This is a genomic window from Aeromicrobium sp. Root344, from assembly GCF_001425755.1.
In the GTDB taxonomy this organism is placed as follows: domain Bacteria; phylum Actinomycetota; class Actinomycetes; order Propionibacteriales; family Nocardioidaceae; genus Aeromicrobium.
On the sequence record NZ_LMDH01000001.1, the window covers coordinates 3255395 to 3271634 of the forward strand.

At 69.1% G+C, this 16240-nt stretch carries 11 protein-coding genes; 6 read left to right on the forward strand and 5 right to left on the reverse strand.

Annotated features, from left to right (window positions below):
- Positions 1–37: 37 nt before the first annotated feature.
- From ASC61_RS16040 to xylB, 5 genes are all read right to left on the reverse strand, one after another.
- Complete coding sequence (locus ASC61_RS16040; protein ID WP_056213560.1) at positions 38–229, reverse strand: hypothetical protein; 192 nt, start codon at positions 227–229, stop codon at positions 38–40.
- 126 nt (positions 230–355) lie between these two features.
- On the reverse strand, positions 356–2512 hold the full coding sequence (locus ASC61_RS16045) for a cell envelope integrity protein TolA (protein ID WP_157439526.1): 2157 nt from the start codon (positions 2510–2512) through the stop codon (positions 356–358).
- A gap of 650 nt (positions 2513–3162) precedes the next feature.
- Positions 3163–4350 (reverse strand): ROK family transcriptional regulator, encoded by a 1188-nt coding sequence (locus ASC61_RS16050; protein ID WP_056213564.1) that lies wholly within the window; start codon positions 4348–4350, stop codon positions 3163–3165.
- 2 nt (positions 4351–4352) lie between these two features.
- Positions 4353–5513, reverse strand: a complete 1161-nt coding sequence (gene xylA, locus ASC61_RS16055) for a xylose isomerase (RefSeq protein ID WP_056213567.1) — start codon at positions 5511–5513, stop codon at positions 4353–4355.
- A gap of 7 nt (positions 5514–5520) precedes the next feature.
- Positions 5521–6930 carry a xylulokinase gene (xylB, locus tag ASC61_RS16060; RefSeq protein WP_056213569.1) on the reverse strand — a complete coding sequence of 470 codons (1410 nt, stop codon included), beginning with the start codon at positions 6928–6930 and terminating at the stop codon, positions 5521–5523.
- Between the two features lie 182 nt (positions 6931–7112).
- Here xylB and ASC61_RS16065 point away from each other — a divergent pair, with 182 nt between their 5' ends.
- The 6 genes from ASC61_RS16065 to ASC61_RS16090 are packed head-to-tail and all read left to right on the forward strand — an operon-like array spanning position 7113 to position 16227.
- The gene (locus ASC61_RS16065; RefSeq protein WP_056213571.1) at positions 7113–8696 is read left to right on the forward strand and encodes an APC family permease; all 1584 of its coding nucleotides are present in this window, start codon (positions 7113–7115) and stop codon (positions 8694–8696) included.
- Positions 8696–9535: an urea amidolyase associated protein UAAP1 gene (locus tag ASC61_RS16070; protein ID WP_056213572.1), complete on the forward strand. Its 840-nt coding sequence runs from the start codon at positions 8696–8698 to the stop codon at positions 9533–9535. The genes ASC61_RS16065 and ASC61_RS16070 overlap by 1 nt, the downstream gene beginning before the upstream one ends.
- Positions 9532–10251, forward strand: coding sequence for an urea amidolyase associated protein UAAP2 (locus tag ASC61_RS16075; protein ID WP_056213574.1), 720 nt, complete (start codon positions 9532–9534; stop codon positions 10249–10251). Before ASC61_RS16070 ends, ASC61_RS16075 begins: the two co-directional genes overlap by 4 nt.
- Positions 10248–13892, forward strand: coding sequence for an urea carboxylase (gene uca, locus ASC61_RS16080; protein WP_056213576.1), 3645 nt, complete (start codon positions 10248–10250; stop codon positions 13890–13892). The genes ASC61_RS16075 and uca overlap by 4 nt, the downstream gene beginning before the upstream one ends.
- On the forward strand, positions 13889–15571 hold the full coding sequence (locus ASC61_RS16085) for an allophanate hydrolase (protein ID WP_056213579.1): 1683 nt from the start codon (positions 13889–13891) through the stop codon (positions 15569–15571). Before uca ends, ASC61_RS16085 begins: the two co-directional genes overlap by 4 nt.
- A complete protein-coding gene (locus ASC61_RS16090) occupies positions 15568–16227 on the forward strand; it encodes a TetR/AcrR family transcriptional regulator (protein WP_056213581.1) in 660 nt (219 codons plus the stop codon). The genes ASC61_RS16085 and ASC61_RS16090 overlap by 4 nt, the downstream gene beginning before the upstream one ends.
- Positions 16228–16240 lie beyond the last annotated feature (13 nt).

Below are 16240 nucleotides of genomic sequence, written 5' to 3' on the forward strand. Positions count from 1 at the left end.
ACTCGCGAGGTGGCGACAGCCGGTTCGTCGTCGCCCTCTACCGTCCGACGCCCGGCACCGAAGGTGTTTGCAGGACCTTCCGCGTGCGGAGGACGACCGCAACGACGGCCAGTCCCACAAGTATGAACAGTTCGACTGTTCCCGCCGCATGGCCGAGGGCGACGAGAGCCAGCCAGAAGATCATGAAGATCGCCAAGTAGGACGTGATCAGTCGCGCGGCAGTTTTCACATACTGATCTTGACAGAATCGGGGTGTCTGCCGAGGCAATTTGGTCGTGCGTGCCCACGCGGCGGAATGACGTACACCTTGCGGCGGCAGCGCTCTCTCTCATCGAATCCGGATTGCGCTGTCCTACTACAGGAGCGAGACCAATGTGATCAACGACGCGATCACGATTGTTGAGAATGCTGTGCCTCGGTGCTTTCCACCGGCTGCAATGTAACCAGCGCCGCAGATTGCTATGCCGACGAGCACCAGAATGCCGGTCCGGTGCTCATGCTTGGCAAGCCAGTGCCAGGGTAGCCATTTCGGGACCGTGGCAACTCCAATCAGTAACACGAGTGTCAGCAGACCGGCCAATGCCCGCCGCATCCACGTTGCCTGACCAAGAACACGCGAAGCGTCTCCTTCAGCGGTCTCTTTCTGCTGTGTCGCCTCATCTAGCCTTCGCTGAAGCTCGGCCTTCTCGTGCGCTTCGGCGCGTGCCTTGTCCTCTGCCTTCTGACGTTGGGAAGCCTCGAGCTCCTGTCGCTGTCTGGTGGATTCCACCTTCGCCATCGCCTCTTCGACCGCCTTACCGGCTGCTTCGGCGGCCGACTCGCTCTGCTCGCGAGCTTTGCGCTCCTTAGAGAGGTTCTCGGTAATGGCGCCGATTTCGTGCGCGAGCGACTTGTTTTCCTCGATCACTGCGCTCTCGATCAGCTCTGTGAATTCGGAGTCTGTCGATTCGATGTCGCGCAATCGCCCCATAAGAAGGTCGTCGTTGAGAATGTGCACAGCCGTCTCGGTCGGAACATCGTCAAAGCTCGATAGATAGGACAAGACCTTCGACGCTGTCGGGCCATAATCAGTCTGAGTTGTCCTGAACTCAGGAGCCGCGAAAATCTCCATGAAGCGCTTGTCGAAATCAGTCGTAACTCGGCTGAAGGGCCGCAAGATTTGAAGAAGATGCTGCGGCAGTACGACCGTTGCGACGCCCTTGCCTTCAGCACAGCCCATCAGGTACGCGCGATCGAACGATTGAAGTGAGTAATCGTTCGAAAGCAGCAGCGCACCAGACCGTAGCGCGCTCGTTGTCCGGCTTCGCTGACGCTGCAGAAACATCCAAACAGTGACGTCGTGATCGCGTGCCTCGTAGCTGCGAGGCTGTCGGCCAGGGTGGCGGTTTTTCAAGAAGTGCTCGAACTCAGCAATATGCGCGCCCTTGATCTCAACGTCAAGGTCTGCGCCGTTTTGATTGAACCGCTCGATGCCCCGGTCTCTCAGCAAGTCTTCTAGGTGATCAAAACGAGCGAGATATGCGTCGGTGTCGACGGCTCTCTCAGCGTTCATAGCGTGGAACTGCCGTTCGATTCCCATGCCGCCGCCACGGCTCTCCATGTACTGGAGATATGCACGGCTCAATGCGGGGGTGAAGTGCCGGCTTCGGATACGGCTCTTCGCAACCTCCACAAGGTTGATCAGTTCCTTGAAAGTGCGCTGGTGATAGTAGAGCTTGAACGGGTAGCGCTCCTTCTCGATGATCTCCAGAAGTTCGACATCGGCCTCCTGCATCCTGTTGTCCTGCATGCCCAGAACAGCCAATACAACATTCGTGTCCAAGAAGAGGCGCAGACTCGGCACCTGGCCCTTTAGGTAGTCAGCGGTTGCGTCGCTAACGGTGAGGGCGAAGAAGGTGAAGGTGCCATCCAACAACTCCGACATGTACCGCAGGCGTTTTGGGCTCGGCTCTATGAAGAATGCGCGAATGGCCTCGCGCGCAGGACCCTGGTGCCGCTGAAGTCCGACATCCTGGATCGCGGAATCCATCAGATGTAGAAGATTGCCCTTGTCCTTTCCGGCACTGGACCTGGAATCCAGGAGTTGGACCGCCTCCGCTCCATGCTGGTGGAACACCTTGCCCAGATAGGCTTGGAGCGCGCGCCAAAGAACGGCCGTGTCGACGTTCGGGAGAAGTCCTTCTGCGATCTCAATCCATTCCTGCCTGACGTCATCCTCAAGAACAGAAGACTCTCCGATTCGCTCAGCCAAGCGAGCCCGAACGTCGGCAGCGAGACAGATGCAGCTTGGAGTGGACGTGTTATCGATGAGGAGACGACCACCTTTGAGGTGGTTCTCGATCGCCAGCCGGACAGTTCCTACATCGATTACGACTCCGAAGTAGGTAGAAATAGCCGTTGCGACCTCATTTGGGTCTCGTCCTTCGCCGATCTTGGGGTCGATGCTGAAAGTCGTCAAAACAAGGTTGTCGACCGCGCTTTGGACCTTGCCAGTCTTACTGAGCGAGAGCACGTGGCACAGCTGCCTGAAGGCAGGCTCCGCCGCAGGCGAGCGCCCCCTGTTGCGGCTGTTGGACTTTCGAGGCTCCACGGCGGCTTCTCTCGTCTGTTGCGGGACCTTGAACCTACACAGGCGCGGCGACACATTTTCGGAGAACGCGCAGGACTGCCAGGCAAGCGCGTCGCCTGAGGTAGGCGTCGAGCTTTCGCAGAAATTGGTGCGGCCTGTCGGCGGCGATGCTCGGCGGACGGACCACTAAAACAGTGCGCGAGGTTTGCGGTAGGCGAAGGCCAGCAAGTGTCTATGGTCGGCATGGGCTCGACAGAGATAAGGCGAGCCCGCGTATCGTCGACTGAGCTCGGCCGCATTGACATGCTTGTGAACGATGCCGCAGAAGGACCAGCTGTGCTGTTGGCCACGAAACTAGGCCATTCCGCGAGATTCTGGACGTCGAGGTCCACGGCGCGCGCACGGGATTGCTCGGATTGGCGCCTCAGGACGGCTGTGCCAGCAGCGACATCTACCGCGGGCCTGCTCATTCTCGAACCCATCAAGACTCTTCGCGGTGTCGGGCGTACCGGGCGAGCCTCGCTGCGTCACCCATTCCGGGCGCGAAGCACCTGCCCCATTCTGGGCGGTTTGCCGCGGGGCGATTGCGTCGTCTACAGCGCCAAGGTGCCGGCGTAGACGTCGGCGAGGGCGTCTTCGGCAGCGCCGAGGGCGGCGGCGTGGATGCCCAGGGAGCTGAGGCGGATCTGGGGGAGGTGGATCGACGCCGAGGGGAGGCGCTCGGCGAGCACCTGGCCAGCGGCCGGGACGACGTAGGCGCCGAGAGGTACGAAGTAGCCGCCGAGGACGATCGCGGCAGGGTCGAGCACGGCGGCGAGCGTGGCGAGGCCGGTGCCCAGCTCGTGGCCGAGGGCGGCGAGGGCGGCTCGGGTGGAGGCGTCGCGGGCGGCGAGGTCGGCGACGGCGAGGGCGGTCTGCAGGGGAGTCTCCTCCTCGTCGATGCCGACAGCGCTGAGCATGGCGCGCAGGCCGACGGACGCCTCCCAGCACCCCAGACGGCCGCAACCGCATACGCGGGTGGGATTGCCGATCGGCATGTGGCCGACCTCGCCGGCGAACCCGGCACCGCCGCGTACGAGCCGGCCGTCCTGGACGATGCCGGCGCCGATGCCGATCGTGCCCGTGATGTAGAGCGAGTGGCTGACATCGGTCGTGACGCCGTGGGCGGCCTCGGCGAGCGCGGCGCAGTTGGCGTCGTTGTCGATCGTGGTGGGGCAGTCGTCGCCGAACGCCTCCTCGAGCTCGGCAGCAAGATGCCGGCCGTCCCAGCCGAGGTTGGGCGCCCACGAGACCGTGCGGTTGTCGTGGGCGACCAGCCCGGGTACGGCGACGGTCGCGCCGACGACCGTGTGGCCGTCGGCCATCAGCGCCGTACGTACGTCAGTGGCCAGCTCGATGAGCTCCTCGGTGCTCGGCGGCGTGCCGGCGGTGGCGACGGGACGGGTCTCGACGACGCGTACGTTGCCGCCGAGGTCGAGAGCCACGGCGGCGACGTAGTCGACGTTGACCTCGAGCCCGAGCCCGAGGATCGACTCACCCGTCAGCGCCACCGGCCGACCGGGCCGGCCGCGACCCGACGACACCGAGTCGTCGTCCTGGGTCACGGCACGGGCGTTCTCGAGCTCGGCGACGATCGTGCCGACGGTCGCCTTGGCGAGCCCGGTGAGCCGGGCCAGCTCGGTACGCGTCGCCGGCCCGTGGGCCCGCAGGGCGCGCAGCACGAGGCCGGTGTTCTGCCGGCGTACGTACTCCGTCCCCGTCGGGACCCCGGTGAGACTCACCCTCAGCGCACCCCGTAGAGGTGCTCGAGCGCCAGCTGGTCGAGGTGCTCGAACCCGGCGCCGCGGACAGCGAGCGCGTCGGGGTCGGCGAGCTGGGCGGCCTCCAGGTCGGCCCAGCCCTCACCTTCGGACAGCGTGGGCTGCGAGAGCTCGGGGAGCTTGGCAGCGGCGAGCGCCTCCTGCACGTCGGGATCGGCGCGGAACGCCTGGGCCTTCTCGCGCAGGATGAGGTAGTTCGTCATGCACGCCTTGGCCGCGACCCAGACACCCTTGTCGTCCTCGGTGCGCGGCGTCTTGAAGTCGAAGTGCACGGGGCCGTCGTAGCCGCCGGCGAGCAGCGTGTCGACGATCCAGAACGCGCCGCGTACGTTGCCGACACCGAAGCGGAAGTCCTGGTCGTAGCGGGGACCGGTCTGGCCGTTGAGGTCGATGTGGAACAGCTTGCCCTGCCACATCGCCTGCGCGTAGCCGTGAGCGGCGTTGAGGCCGGCCATCTCCTCGTGCCCGATCTCGGGGTTGACGCCGACGTTCTCGGGCCGGTCGAGGGTCTCGATGAACGCCAGGGCGTGGCCGATCGTCGGCAGGATGATGTCACCGCGGGGCTCGTTGGGCTTGGGCTCGATCGCGAACTTGATGTCGTAGCCCTTGTCGTGCACGAACTCGCCGAGCACGTTGAACGCCTCGCGGTAGCGGTCGAGCGCCGCCTGGATGTCCTTGGCGGCGCCGGACTCGGCACCTTCGCGGCCGCCCCAGCAGACGTAGACCTTGGCGCCGAGCTCGGCGGCGAGGTCGATGTTGCGCATGACCTTGCGGATCGCGAAGCGCCGGACGTCGCGGTCGTTGGACGTGAAGCCGCCGTCCTTGAACACGGGGTGGGTGAACAGGTTGGTCGTGGCCGTGGTGACGACCAGGCCGGTGTCGGCGAGGCCCTTCTTCCACCGCTCGATGATCTGGTCGCGGGTGGCGTCGTCGGACCCGAACGGGATCAGGTCGTCGTCGTGGAAGTTCACGCCGTACGCGCCGAGGCTCGCGAGCTGCTCGAGGGCGTAGATCGGGTCCATCGGCTCGCGGGTGGGCTCGCCGAACGGGTCGCGTCCGGGATAGGCCACGGTCCACAAGCCGAACGAGAACTTGTCGGAGGGTGATGGGGTCGGGATGCTCATGGAAGCCCTACTTCTGTGACGGGGTGGTGGATGTGGACCACGGGATGGTGCGGTCGCGCAGCTGTGCGTAGGCCTCACGCACGAGAGGGGTGGGTTCTGCGTCGTGGGTCTCGGCGGTGGCCGAGCTCCAGGTCGGGGGTGCGGCGCTGCCGCTGAGGGCCCAGGCAGCCTGGCGGGCGGCGCCGAGCGCGACGTACTCGCCAGGCGCCGGCACGGTGACGGGACGGCCGAAGATTGCCGGTGCGATGGCGTGCACGGCGGGGTTGGCCGCGGCACCGCCGACCATGAGGATGCGGCCGACCGTGATGCCGGTCCTGGCGACGAGGTGGTCGACGCCGTCGGCGAGCGAGCAGAGCAGCGCCTCGAACGCGGCGCGGGCGAGGTCCTCGCGGGTGGTCGAGGAGGTCAGGCCGTTCCAGGTGCCGCTGGAGTCGGGCAGGTTGGGCGTACGTTCGCCGTCGTAGTAGGGCACGATCGTCAGCCCGTTGGCGCCCGGGGGAGCGGCAAGGGCGAGGCGGCCGAGCTCGTCGTGGTCGACGCCCAGCAGGCGAGCCTGCAGGTCGAGGATGCGGGCGGCGTTCATGGTCGTCGCCATCGGCAGGAAGCGCCCCGTGGCGTCGGCGAAACCGGTGACCGACCCGGTGCCGTCGGCGATGCGGGACTCGCTGATCGCGGAGGCGACGCCGGACGTACCGATGGAGACGACGACGTCGCCGGGACCGAGGTCGAGGGCGAGCGCAGCGGCCATGTTGTCGCCCGTGCCGGCGCCGACGACGAGCCCGGTCGACGTCTTCGCGGCGACCTCGGACGACGCGACGATGCGGGGCAGCTCGACGGCGTGGCCGATCGCCGACTCGGCGAGCTCGGGCAGCCAGTCGTCCTTGCCGGTGGAGAAGTAGCCGGTGCCGGAGGCGTCGCCGCGGTCGGTGAACGCCTCGCCGCCGGTCAGGTGCCGCGAGACGTAGTCGTGGGGGAGCAGCACTCGTCGCGTACGCGCTGCGGCGTCAGGGTGGTGATCGCGGAGCCAGCGCAGCTTGGTCGAGGTGAACGACGCGACGAGCACGCTGCCGATCGTCTCGGCGCAGGCATCGGGTCCGCCGAGCTCGTCGACCAGGTCCCGGGCCTCGCCGCTGGAGCGGGTGTCGTTCCAGAGGATCGCGTCGTGGACCGGCTCATCCGCGTCGTCGAGGGCGACCATGCCGTGCTGCTGGCCTCCGACGGCAACCGCGCTGGCCCGGTCGAGGAGTCCCGAGGTGGCTTGGTCGAACGCGTCGAGCCAGGCCCGGGGGTCGACCGACGTGCCGTCGGGATGGGGAGCGGACTGCTGCGCGACGACCTCGCCCGTCGCAGCGTCCACGAGCAGCGCCTTGGTCGACTGGGTGGACGAGTCGATGCCCAGGACGAGGTCGGATGCCATGGGTCAGGTTTAGTACGACTCTTGAATTAAGTCAAGCCTCGCGTACGAACCCGGGAGAGCCGGGTTGGGCGACCGAACTCTTCACGGTCGCGCAACACGCTTGAAACAGCCGGAGTTCGAGACTGGACGGGATATCTGTCGCGTGACAGGTAGTGGCTCACCCTCCGCCCAAAGGACGCCCCATGACACTCACCGCTCCGCCTTCATCTGCGCCATCGTCACCGCCATCGGAAGCCCACGACCTCGGCGCTCTCGGCTATCCGCAGGAGCTTCGCCGCGGCGTCGGCAGCTTCGCGTCGTTCGCCGCAGGGTTCTCGTTCGTGTCGATCCTGACCACGGTCTTCCAGCTGTTCGGCCTCGGCTTCAGCCTCGGCGGCGCGGCGTTCTTCTGGACCTGGCCGGTCGTCTTCGCCGGCCAGCTGCTCGTCGCCCTGTGCTTTGCCGAGCTCGCCGCTCGCTACCCGATCTCCGGATCGATCTTCCAGTGGTCGAGCCGCCTCGCCGGCACCGACTTCGGCTGGTTCACCGGCTGGATCATGGTCATCGGCCAGATCCTCACCGTCGCGACGGCAGCGATCGCGATGCAGGCGGTGCTGCCGGCGATCTGGACCGGCTTCCAGCTCGTCGGTGGCTCTGGCGCCGACTCGTCGCCGCTGAGCCCGACCGGCGCACAGAACGCCGTCGTGCTCGGCCTGATCGTCCTCGCGCTCACCACCGCGATCAACGTCATCGGCGTACGCCTGATGGCCGTCGTCACGTCGGCAGCTGTCGTGATCGAGATCCTCGGCGTCATCGCCCTCGTCACGGCGCTGTTCTTCCACTCCGAGCGCGGCCTCGGCACGGTCAACACGACCGCCGGTGCCGCGCCGGGTCACTACCTGCCACTGTGGCTCGCGTCGTCGCTCATGGCCGCGTACGTCATGGTCGGCTTCGACTCGGCCGGGGAGCTGTCGGAGGAGACCCACGCACCGCGTCGCACCACGCCGCGCACGATCATCCGCGCGCTCGTCGTGTCCGGCATCGGTGGCCTCCTGCTGCTGCTCGCTGGCCTGCTCGCCGCCCCGAGCCTGACCGACGGATCGCTCGCGACCTCGGGTCTCGCCGGTGTGCTGACCGCTCGCCTCGGCGACGTCGGTGGGCGGTTCCTGCTCGCCGCCGTCGCGATCGCGGTGTTCGCCTGCACCCTCGCCGTGCAGACCGCCGGCTCGCGGATGATGTTCTCCATGGCGCGGGAGCGCACCCTGCCGTTCTCCTCGGTGCTCGCCAAGGTCTCGCCGCGCACCGGCACGCCGATCGCGACCTCCGTCGTCGTCGGTGTCGGCGCTGCCATCGCGCTCGCGGTCAACTGGAACCAGAGCGCGGTCTTCCTGGCGCTGGCGTCCCTGTGCATCGCGATGCTCTACCTGGCCTACCTCGGCGTCACCGTCCCGCTGCTGGTCTCGCGGATCCGCAACCGCGGCCTGGCCGACGGCGTCGACGAGGACGGCCGCCCGCTGTTCTCGCTCGGCCGCTGGGGCATCCTCGTCAACGTCGTCGCGATCGCGTACCAGATCGGCATGGTCATCAACCTGGCCTGGCCGCGCAAGGAGATCTACGACCTCGACGGCCGCGGCTGGTGGCTGCAGTGGAGCGCCCTGCTCTTCATCGGCCTGACGATCGTCGTCGGAGCCGCGATCCACTGGCGCACGCGGATCCGCCACGGTGGCGCGATCAAGCTGCCTGCCCTGCGCACGACGGCCGACTCCACCGCTGAGGCGATCGCCTGATGGTCGGCGCGCGCGACACCGCCAGCGTCCTCGCGGCCCGGGCCGACGCCCGCGCCCAGGGGTCGAACGTCTCGGACTGGATGCCCTGCCTGCCGGCTGCCACCTCACCCTTCGTACCGGATGGCGTCGACCCGTCGGCGCTCGTCTGGGCGGAGACGGTGGCACCGGGCGGCTACACGCACAAGGTTGTCGCTCGCGGCACCCGGCTGCGGCTCGAGGACGTCACCGGTGACGCGTGCGCCCACGTGCTGGTGTTCAACGCGCTTGAGCCGTGGGAGCGGCTCAACGTCGCGGACACGCAGAAGATCCCGTGGCAGGCCTATCTCGGCGCCGGCCACCCCCTGCTGTCGGGCGAGGGGCGCGTGCTGGCGACCGTCGTCGCGGACACGTCGGCGCACCACGACGCGTTCTGCGGCACGTCGTCGGACGAGTGGAACGTGGTCAAGTACGGCGACGCCGCACCACAGGGGCCGAGCCCTTCAGGCCGGGCGCTGTTCACCCTCGCCGGGGTCAAGCACGGGCTCACGCCGCGCGACCTGCCTCCGTCGGTGTCGTTCTTCCAAGGCGTACGCGTCGAGGACGACGGCGCGCTGGCCTGGCAAGGCACGGCAGGGCCGGGGACGTACGTCGACCTGGTCGCGGAGATGCCGCTCATCGTGCTGGTGGCCAACGTCCCGCACCCGCTCGACCCGCGTACGGACTACGTCGTCGGGCCACTGCGGGTGCATGCCTGGCGCAGCACTCCCAGCGGCCCGTCCGACGAGCACCACGGCGCGTCGCCCGAGCGGGAGCGCGCCTACTTGAACACGACCGACTACCTGGAGGCGAGGGGCCTGTGAGCACCGAGACCGTCGAAGCGATCCGCACCACCGTTCCGGTCGGCGCTGTGTACGCGCCGGACTCGCGGCTCGACTGGAGCGAGGCGCTGGTGCCCGGCGACGTCGTCCTCGACGAGCGCGTGGCGCCCAACGCGCCGTGGTCCGCGGTCGTACGCGCCGGCGACGTGCTGACGATCGTGGACGTGGGCGGCAACCAGTCCGCCGACTGCCTGATGTTCAACGCGGACGACACCTCAGAGCGCTACAGCGTGCCCGACACCCTCACGTGGCAGGGCAATGCGTACGTCCGGGAGGGCACTGTGCTGCGATCAGGGCTCGGCCGGCCGCTGATGACGGTCGTCGGCAACGAGATCGACCGGCAGGACACGATCGGCGGCGCCTGCAGCAAGGAGTCCAACACGCTGCGCTACGGCCACCACACGGCATACCAGCACGGCTGCCGGGAGAACTTCCTCGCCGAGGCGAGCCGGCACGGCCTGACGTCGCGCGATCTCGTGTCCAACCTCAACTGGTTCATGAACGTCCCCGTCGAGGCCGACGGCGCGCTCGGGATCGTCGACGGCTTGTCGGCGCCGGGACGCCGGGTCGCGATCCGCGCCGACATGGACGTGCTCGTGATCGTGTCCAACTGCCCGCAGATGAACAACCCGTGCAACGAGTTCAACCCCACCCCGCTGCGCATGATCGTGACCCGGAACGAGGACGCCGTCCGATGAGCTTCGACACCCTGCTGGTCGCCAACCGCGGCGAGATCGCCCGTCGCATCGTGCGCTCGGCGAAGGGCCTCGGTCTGCGCACCGTGGCGGTCTTCTCCGAGGCCGACCGCGCCGCCCCGCACGTACGCGAGGCGGACGAGGCCGTGCTGCTCGGACCAGCGCCGGCGCGGGACTCCTATCTCCGCATCGAGGCGGTCCTTGACGCGGCAGCGCGCACGGGCGCCGGCGCGATCCACCCCGGCTACGGCTTCCTGTCGGAGAGTGCTGAGTTCGCGCGAGCCGTGGAGGACGCCGGCATGGCGTTCGTGGGCCCGACGCCGCGCCAGATCGAGTGGTTCGGCAGCAAGCACACCGCGCGCGAGCTGGCCGAGAAGGCCGGCGTGCCGATGCTCGTCGGCACCGGCCTGCTCGACACCGCGGAGGACGCCGTACGCGAGGCTCAGCGGGTCGGCCTGCCCGTCATGCTCAAGGCGACCGGGGGCGGCGGCGGCATCGGGATGCAGGCGTGCGCCACGGTCGAGGAGGTGCGCTCGGCGTACGAACGGGTGGTCCGCCAGGCCGAGGCGTCGTTCGGCTCGTCCGGCGTGTTCCTCGAACGGCTCGTCCGCCCGGCGCGGCACGTCGAGGTGCAGGTGTTCGGTGACGGCGACGGCCAGATCGCGGTCATCGGCGACCGCGACTGCTCGCTGCAGCGACGCAACCAGAAGGTCATCGAGGAGGCGCCGGCACCGGCGCTGCCCGACCACGTACGCGCGGCGATGCACGAGGCGGCCGCCTCGCTGGCCGCATCGGTCGACTACCGCTCGGCCGGCACCGTCGAGTTCGTCTACGACCCGGTGCGTGAGGAGGCCGCGTTCCTCGAGGTCAACACCCGCCTGCAGGTCGAGCACCCGGTGACCGAGATGGTCTACGGCGTCGACCTCGTCGAGCTCATGCTGCGGCTGGCCCGGGACGGCGCTGAGCAGATCGACGGTGTCTTCGACCGCACCTGGACAGCGGACGGCGTCGCGGTAGAGGCCCGGGTGTACGCCGAGGACCCCGCGAAGGACAGTGCACCGTCGAGCGGCCTCGTGACGCGCGCGGTGTTCCCGGGCCAGGACGCTCCCGCTCTGCCGGACGTACGCGTCGACAGCTGGATCGAGACCGGCCTCGAGGTCTCGCCCTTCTACGACCCGATGCTGGCCAAGGTCATCGCGTTGGCGCCATCGAGGGACGCGGCGCTCGACCTCCTCGGCGAAGGGCTCGCCACGAGCCGGATCGACGGGGTCGTCACGAACCTCGGCCTGCTGCGTGACCTCGCCGACGGCGATGCGCTTCGCAGCGCGACACATTCCACCTCGACGCTGTCGACGACCGAAGACCCCGATCCGCGGATCGACGTGCTCGTGGCCGGCGCGATGACCACGGTGCAGGACCTGCCGGGCCGGATCGGGCACTGGCAGGTCGGCGTGCCGCCGTCCGGACCGATGGATCCCGTCTCGCTGCGTGAGGCCAACCTCGCCGTCGGCAACCCCGAAGGTGCGCCGGGTCTGGAGGTCACGGCGACCGGGCCCAGCCTGCGGTTCTCCTACCCGGCGGTGGTGTGCGTGACCGGCGCCCCGGCGGACGTGACTATCGACGGCGAGGCGGCACCGATGTGGGAGCCGCTCGACGTGGGCACCGGCTCGGTGCTGGCGATCGGCACGGCGCTGGGCCCCGGCCTGAGACTGGCGGTCGCCGTACGCGGTGGCATTGACGTGCCGACCTACCTGGGCAGCGCCTCGACGTTCACGCTCGGCGGCTTCGGCGGTCACGGTGGCCGCGCGCTCGTGCCCGGCGACGTGCTGCGCCCCGGATCGCAGGACGCGGAGGCCGATCACCCGGCGTTCGCCGAGGGGCAGACGCTCACCCGCATCGGCGGACCGACGCCGCCAGAGCGCCGACCGCACCTGACGTCGTCGTGGCAGGTCGGCGTCACGGAAGGCCCGCACGCCGCGCCGGAGTTCTTCACCCGCGACGACATCGACACGCTCTATGCGACCGACTACGAGGTGCACTTCAACTCGGCGCGCACGGGCGTACGCCTCGTGGGTCCGCGGCCGACCTGGGCGCGCAGCGACGGTGGCGAGGCGGGTCTGCATCCGTCCAACATCCACGACACGCCGTACGCCGTCGGCGCCCTCGACTTCACCGGCGACACCCCGATCATCCTGGGACCTGACGGGCCGTCGCTCGGCGGTTTCGTCTGTCCGGCGGTCGTCGCGAGTGGCGAGCTGTGGAAGCTCGGCCAGCTGCGACCCGGCGACACCGTGCGGTTCGTGCCGGTGCGCGAGGCGGACGCCGCGGCGCTCGACTCGCAGCGTGGCGCGGCGAGCGTGCCGACGCGCGGCGGGGACGGCGACGATGGGGTGATCGCCCGGCTCGAGCCGAGCTCCGACGGTCGACCCGCGGTGACCTACCGGCGTGACGGCGACGACAACCTGCTCGTCGAGTACGGCGCGCAGGTGCTCGACCTCGGCCTGCGCATGCGGGTCCACGCCCTGATGACCCGGCTGCAGGAGGTGGCCCCGGCCGGCATCCTCGACATCACGCCGGGCATCCGATCGCTGCAGGTGCACACCGACGCCACCGTGATCGGCGCAGCCAGGCTGGCGGGCCTCATGCAGGAGATCGAGCACGACCTGCCGGCCACCAACGAGCTCGTCGTGCCCTCGCGACGTGTCCGCCTGCCGCTCTCGTGGGACGACCCGGCGACCCGGCTGGCGACCGAGCGTTACATGGCCGGCGTACGCGATGACGCGCCGTGGACGCCGTGGAACATCGAGTTCATCCGCCGCATCAACGGGCTGGAGTCGGTCGACGACGTGCACAGCACGGTGTTCGACGCGAGCTATCTCGTGCTGGGCCTCGGCGACGTCTACCTCGGCGCGCCGGTGGCCACCCCGCTCGACCCTCGCCACCGACTCGTCACGACCAAGTACAACCCGGCGCGTACGTGGACCGCGGAGAACTCGGTCGGGATCGGCGGGGCGTACCTGTGCATCTACGGCATGGAGGGTCCCGGCGGCTACCAGCTCGTCGGGCGTACGACCCAGGTCTGGAACAGCTTCCGCCGCGGCGGACTGTCGGACGAGCAGCCGTGGGCGCTGCGATTCTTCGACCGCATCGAGTGGTATCCGGTCTCGGCCGAGGAGCTGCTCGAGCTGCGAGCCGAGACGGCGGCGGGCCGCGGGCCGGTCGACACCGAGGACGGGCTGTTCGCGCTGGCCGACCACGAGCGATTCCTCGCCGACAACGCACGCTCGATCAGCGAGTTCCGGGGGCAGCAGGCCGCGGCCTTCGAGTCCGAGAAGGAGCGCTGGCGGGCGTCGGGGGAGTTCGACGTCAAGCCGGAACCGCCGGCCGCGGTCGCCGGCGCACCCGTGGACCTCCCGCCGGGCAGCACCCCGGTGCTGGCGCCGTTCGTGTCGAGCGTGTGGCAGGTCGCGGTCGAGCTCGGCGACCAGGTGAGGGCCGGCGACCGGGTCGTGGCGCTCGAGGCGATGAAGATGGAGACCCCCATGAGCTCGCCGGTCGACGGAGAGGTCGTGGAGATCTACGTCGCACCCGGCGAGCAGGTCACCCCAGGACAGGTGTTGATGGCGATCAAGGAGAAGGCATGACAGCGACCGAGCGGGTCTCCGCGGCGTACGAGCGAATCTCGACGATCGGCCGCCCGGAGGCGTGGATCCATCTGAGGCCCATGGCGGAGGCGCTCGCCGAGGCGGCCGCGGTCGACGCCCGCGTCGCGGCGGGGGAGTCCTTGCCTCTCGCCGGGCTCACCGCGGCGGTCAAGGACAACATCGACGTCGCCGGCATGCCGACGACGGCGGGCGCGGTGTCGTACACCTATCTGCCACAGACCGACTCGACCGCCGTCGCGCGACTGCGAGCGGCCGGCGCGGTGGTGCTGGGCAAGACCAACCTCGACCAGTTCGCCACGGGACTCGTCGGCACCCGGAGCCCGTACGGCGCGGTCCGAAACGCCTGGGACCCGAGCCGGATCTCCGGCGGGTCGAGCTCCGGCTCGGCCGTCATGGTGGCGCTCGGCGTCGCCGACATCGCACTCGGGACGGACACGGCGGGCTCCGGACGCGTGCCGGCAGCCCTCAACGGAATCGTCGGGGTCAAGCCGACCAAGGGCTTGATCCCCACGACGGGTGTCGTGCCGGCGTGCCGGAGCCTCGACTGCGTGACGGTCTTCGCCCGCGAGCTGGGCCTGGCCCGTACGACGGTCGAGCTGCTCAGCGGGCCCGACGGGGTCGACCCGCAGGCGCGCGACGACCGTCCAGGTCAGCTGCCACCGACGCCGCTGCGGATCGCGGTGCCCGCCGCGCGCAACCTGGAGGGACTGGCGGACGGCTGGGCGGCTGCGTTCGACACCGTTGTTCAACGACTCATCGACGCAGGCGTCGAGCTGGTGCCGGTCGACATCACGCCGCTGCTGCGGGCCGCCGAGCTGCTGTACGGCGGAGCGTTCGTGGCTGAACGTACGGCCGCGGTCGGCGACCACATCACGAAGCATGCCGACCTCATCGGCACCGACCTCGACCCGACGGTCGCGGCGATCGTGCAGGGCGGGGCCGATGCGACGGCGGTCGACTACTTCCGCGACCTCGAGCAGCTCGAGCGGCTCGGCGCCGAGGGCCACGCGCTGCTCGACGGCTTCGCGGCGCTGCTGACGCCCACGACGACGTGGCACCCGACTCTGGCGGAGGTCGCGGCCGATCCCGTGGGTGCCAACAGCCGCATGGGCCGCTACACGAACTTCGCCAACCTGCTCGACATGTCGTCGCTGGCGGTGCCCGCCGGCAGCGTCGACGGACTGCCCTTCGGCGTGATGCTGACGGGTCCGGCGTTCGACGACAGGCTGCTCGCCGAGATCGCCTCCTTGGTGCCGGGTGTGACGGTCGACCTGCTCGTCGTGGGCGCGCACCTCAGCGGTCAGCCGCTCAACCACCAGCTGGTGTCGGCGGGCGGGACGCTCGTCGGGGACGTACGGACCGCGGCGTCGTACCGCCTGCACGCGCTCGACACCGAGCCGGCGAAGCCCGGCCTCGTACGTGTCGCAGGCGATGGCGTGAGTGTGCCCGGCGAGGTCTGGCGCCTCCCGGCGGCAGGCTTCGGCCGATTCGTGGGTGCCCTGCCCGCGCCGATGGCGATCGGGACGGTCGACCTCGACGACGGCACCTCGGTGACGGGATTCCTCTGCGAGCCATACGCCCTGGCGGGTGCCCGCGACATCAGCGACCTCGGTGGCTGGCGCGCGTACGTCGGGGCCGTGACAGGATCCGGTGCATGAGCACCGACTCGGGCACGCAGAAGGTCGGTCGTCCGCGCGTCAAGCCGCAGGGCAGCTCCGACCTTGCGCCGCGTGAGCAGATCCTCGGCGCCGCAGCGGCGTTGTTCGCCGAGCACGGTTACGCCGGGACGACGACTCGGGCGATCGCCGAGCGCGTCGGCATCCGGCAGGCGTCGCTCTATTACTACTTCGCAGGCAAGGACGAGATCCTCCTCGAGCTGCTCGAGATCTCGGTGCGCCCCAGCCTCGCGTACGTCACGCCGCTGCTCGCCGAGCCGGACCGGCCCGCTGCGCTTTACGCCCTCTCGCTGATCGACGTGGAGACGTTGATGGCGACGCCGCACAACGTCGGGGTGCTCTATCTCTCGCACGAGGTGCAGCAGCCGCGGTTCGACACGTTCCGCGCGCACCGCGACGAGCTGGCCTCGGCCTACAAGCGCCTGGTCGACGGCTTGGTCGAGGATCCGCAGTTCATCGGCGCGTGCTGCATGCAGCTCGTCGAGATGGTGATCACGCTGCGGCGCGACGGTGAGCCGGACGCCTCCACGGCGCCCGCGATCGCCACCGCGTGCCTGCGGCTGCTCGGGCTGCCCGAGGACGAGGTGGCCCGAGGAGTAGTCGCCGGCGAAGCCCTGCTGGCCGCGCTGACCGACTGACTCTGAAGGCCGG

Excerpts from the sequence above, each read along its gene's own strand:
- xylA (WP_056213567.1), bottom strand. The coding sequence starts at position 5,513 with ATGAGCATCCCGACCCCATCACCCTCCGACAAGTTCTCGTTCGGCTTG.
- xylB (WP_056213569.1), bottom strand. The coding sequence starts at position 6,930 with ATGGCATCCGACCTCGTCCTGGGCATCGACTCGTCCACCCAGTCGACC.
- ASC61_RS16065 (WP_056213571.1), top strand. The coding sequence starts at position 7,113 with ATGACACTCACCGCTCCGCCTTCATCTGCGCCATCGTCACCGCCATCG.
- ASC61_RS16070 (WP_056213572.1), top strand. The coding sequence starts at position 8,696 with ATGGTCGGCGCGCGCGACACCGCCAGCGTCCTCGCGGCCCGGGCCGAC.
- uca (WP_056213576.1), top strand. The coding sequence starts at position 10,248 with ATGAGCTTCGACACCCTGCTGGTCGCCAACCGCGGCGAGATCGCCCGT.
- ASC61_RS16085 (WP_056213579.1), top strand. The coding sequence starts at position 13,889 with ATGACAGCGACCGAGCGGGTCTCCGCGGCGTACGAGCGAATCTCGACG.
- ASC61_RS16090 (WP_056213581.1), top strand. The coding sequence starts at position 15,568 with ATGAGCACCGACTCGGGCACGCAGAAGGTCGGTCGTCCGCGCGTCAAG.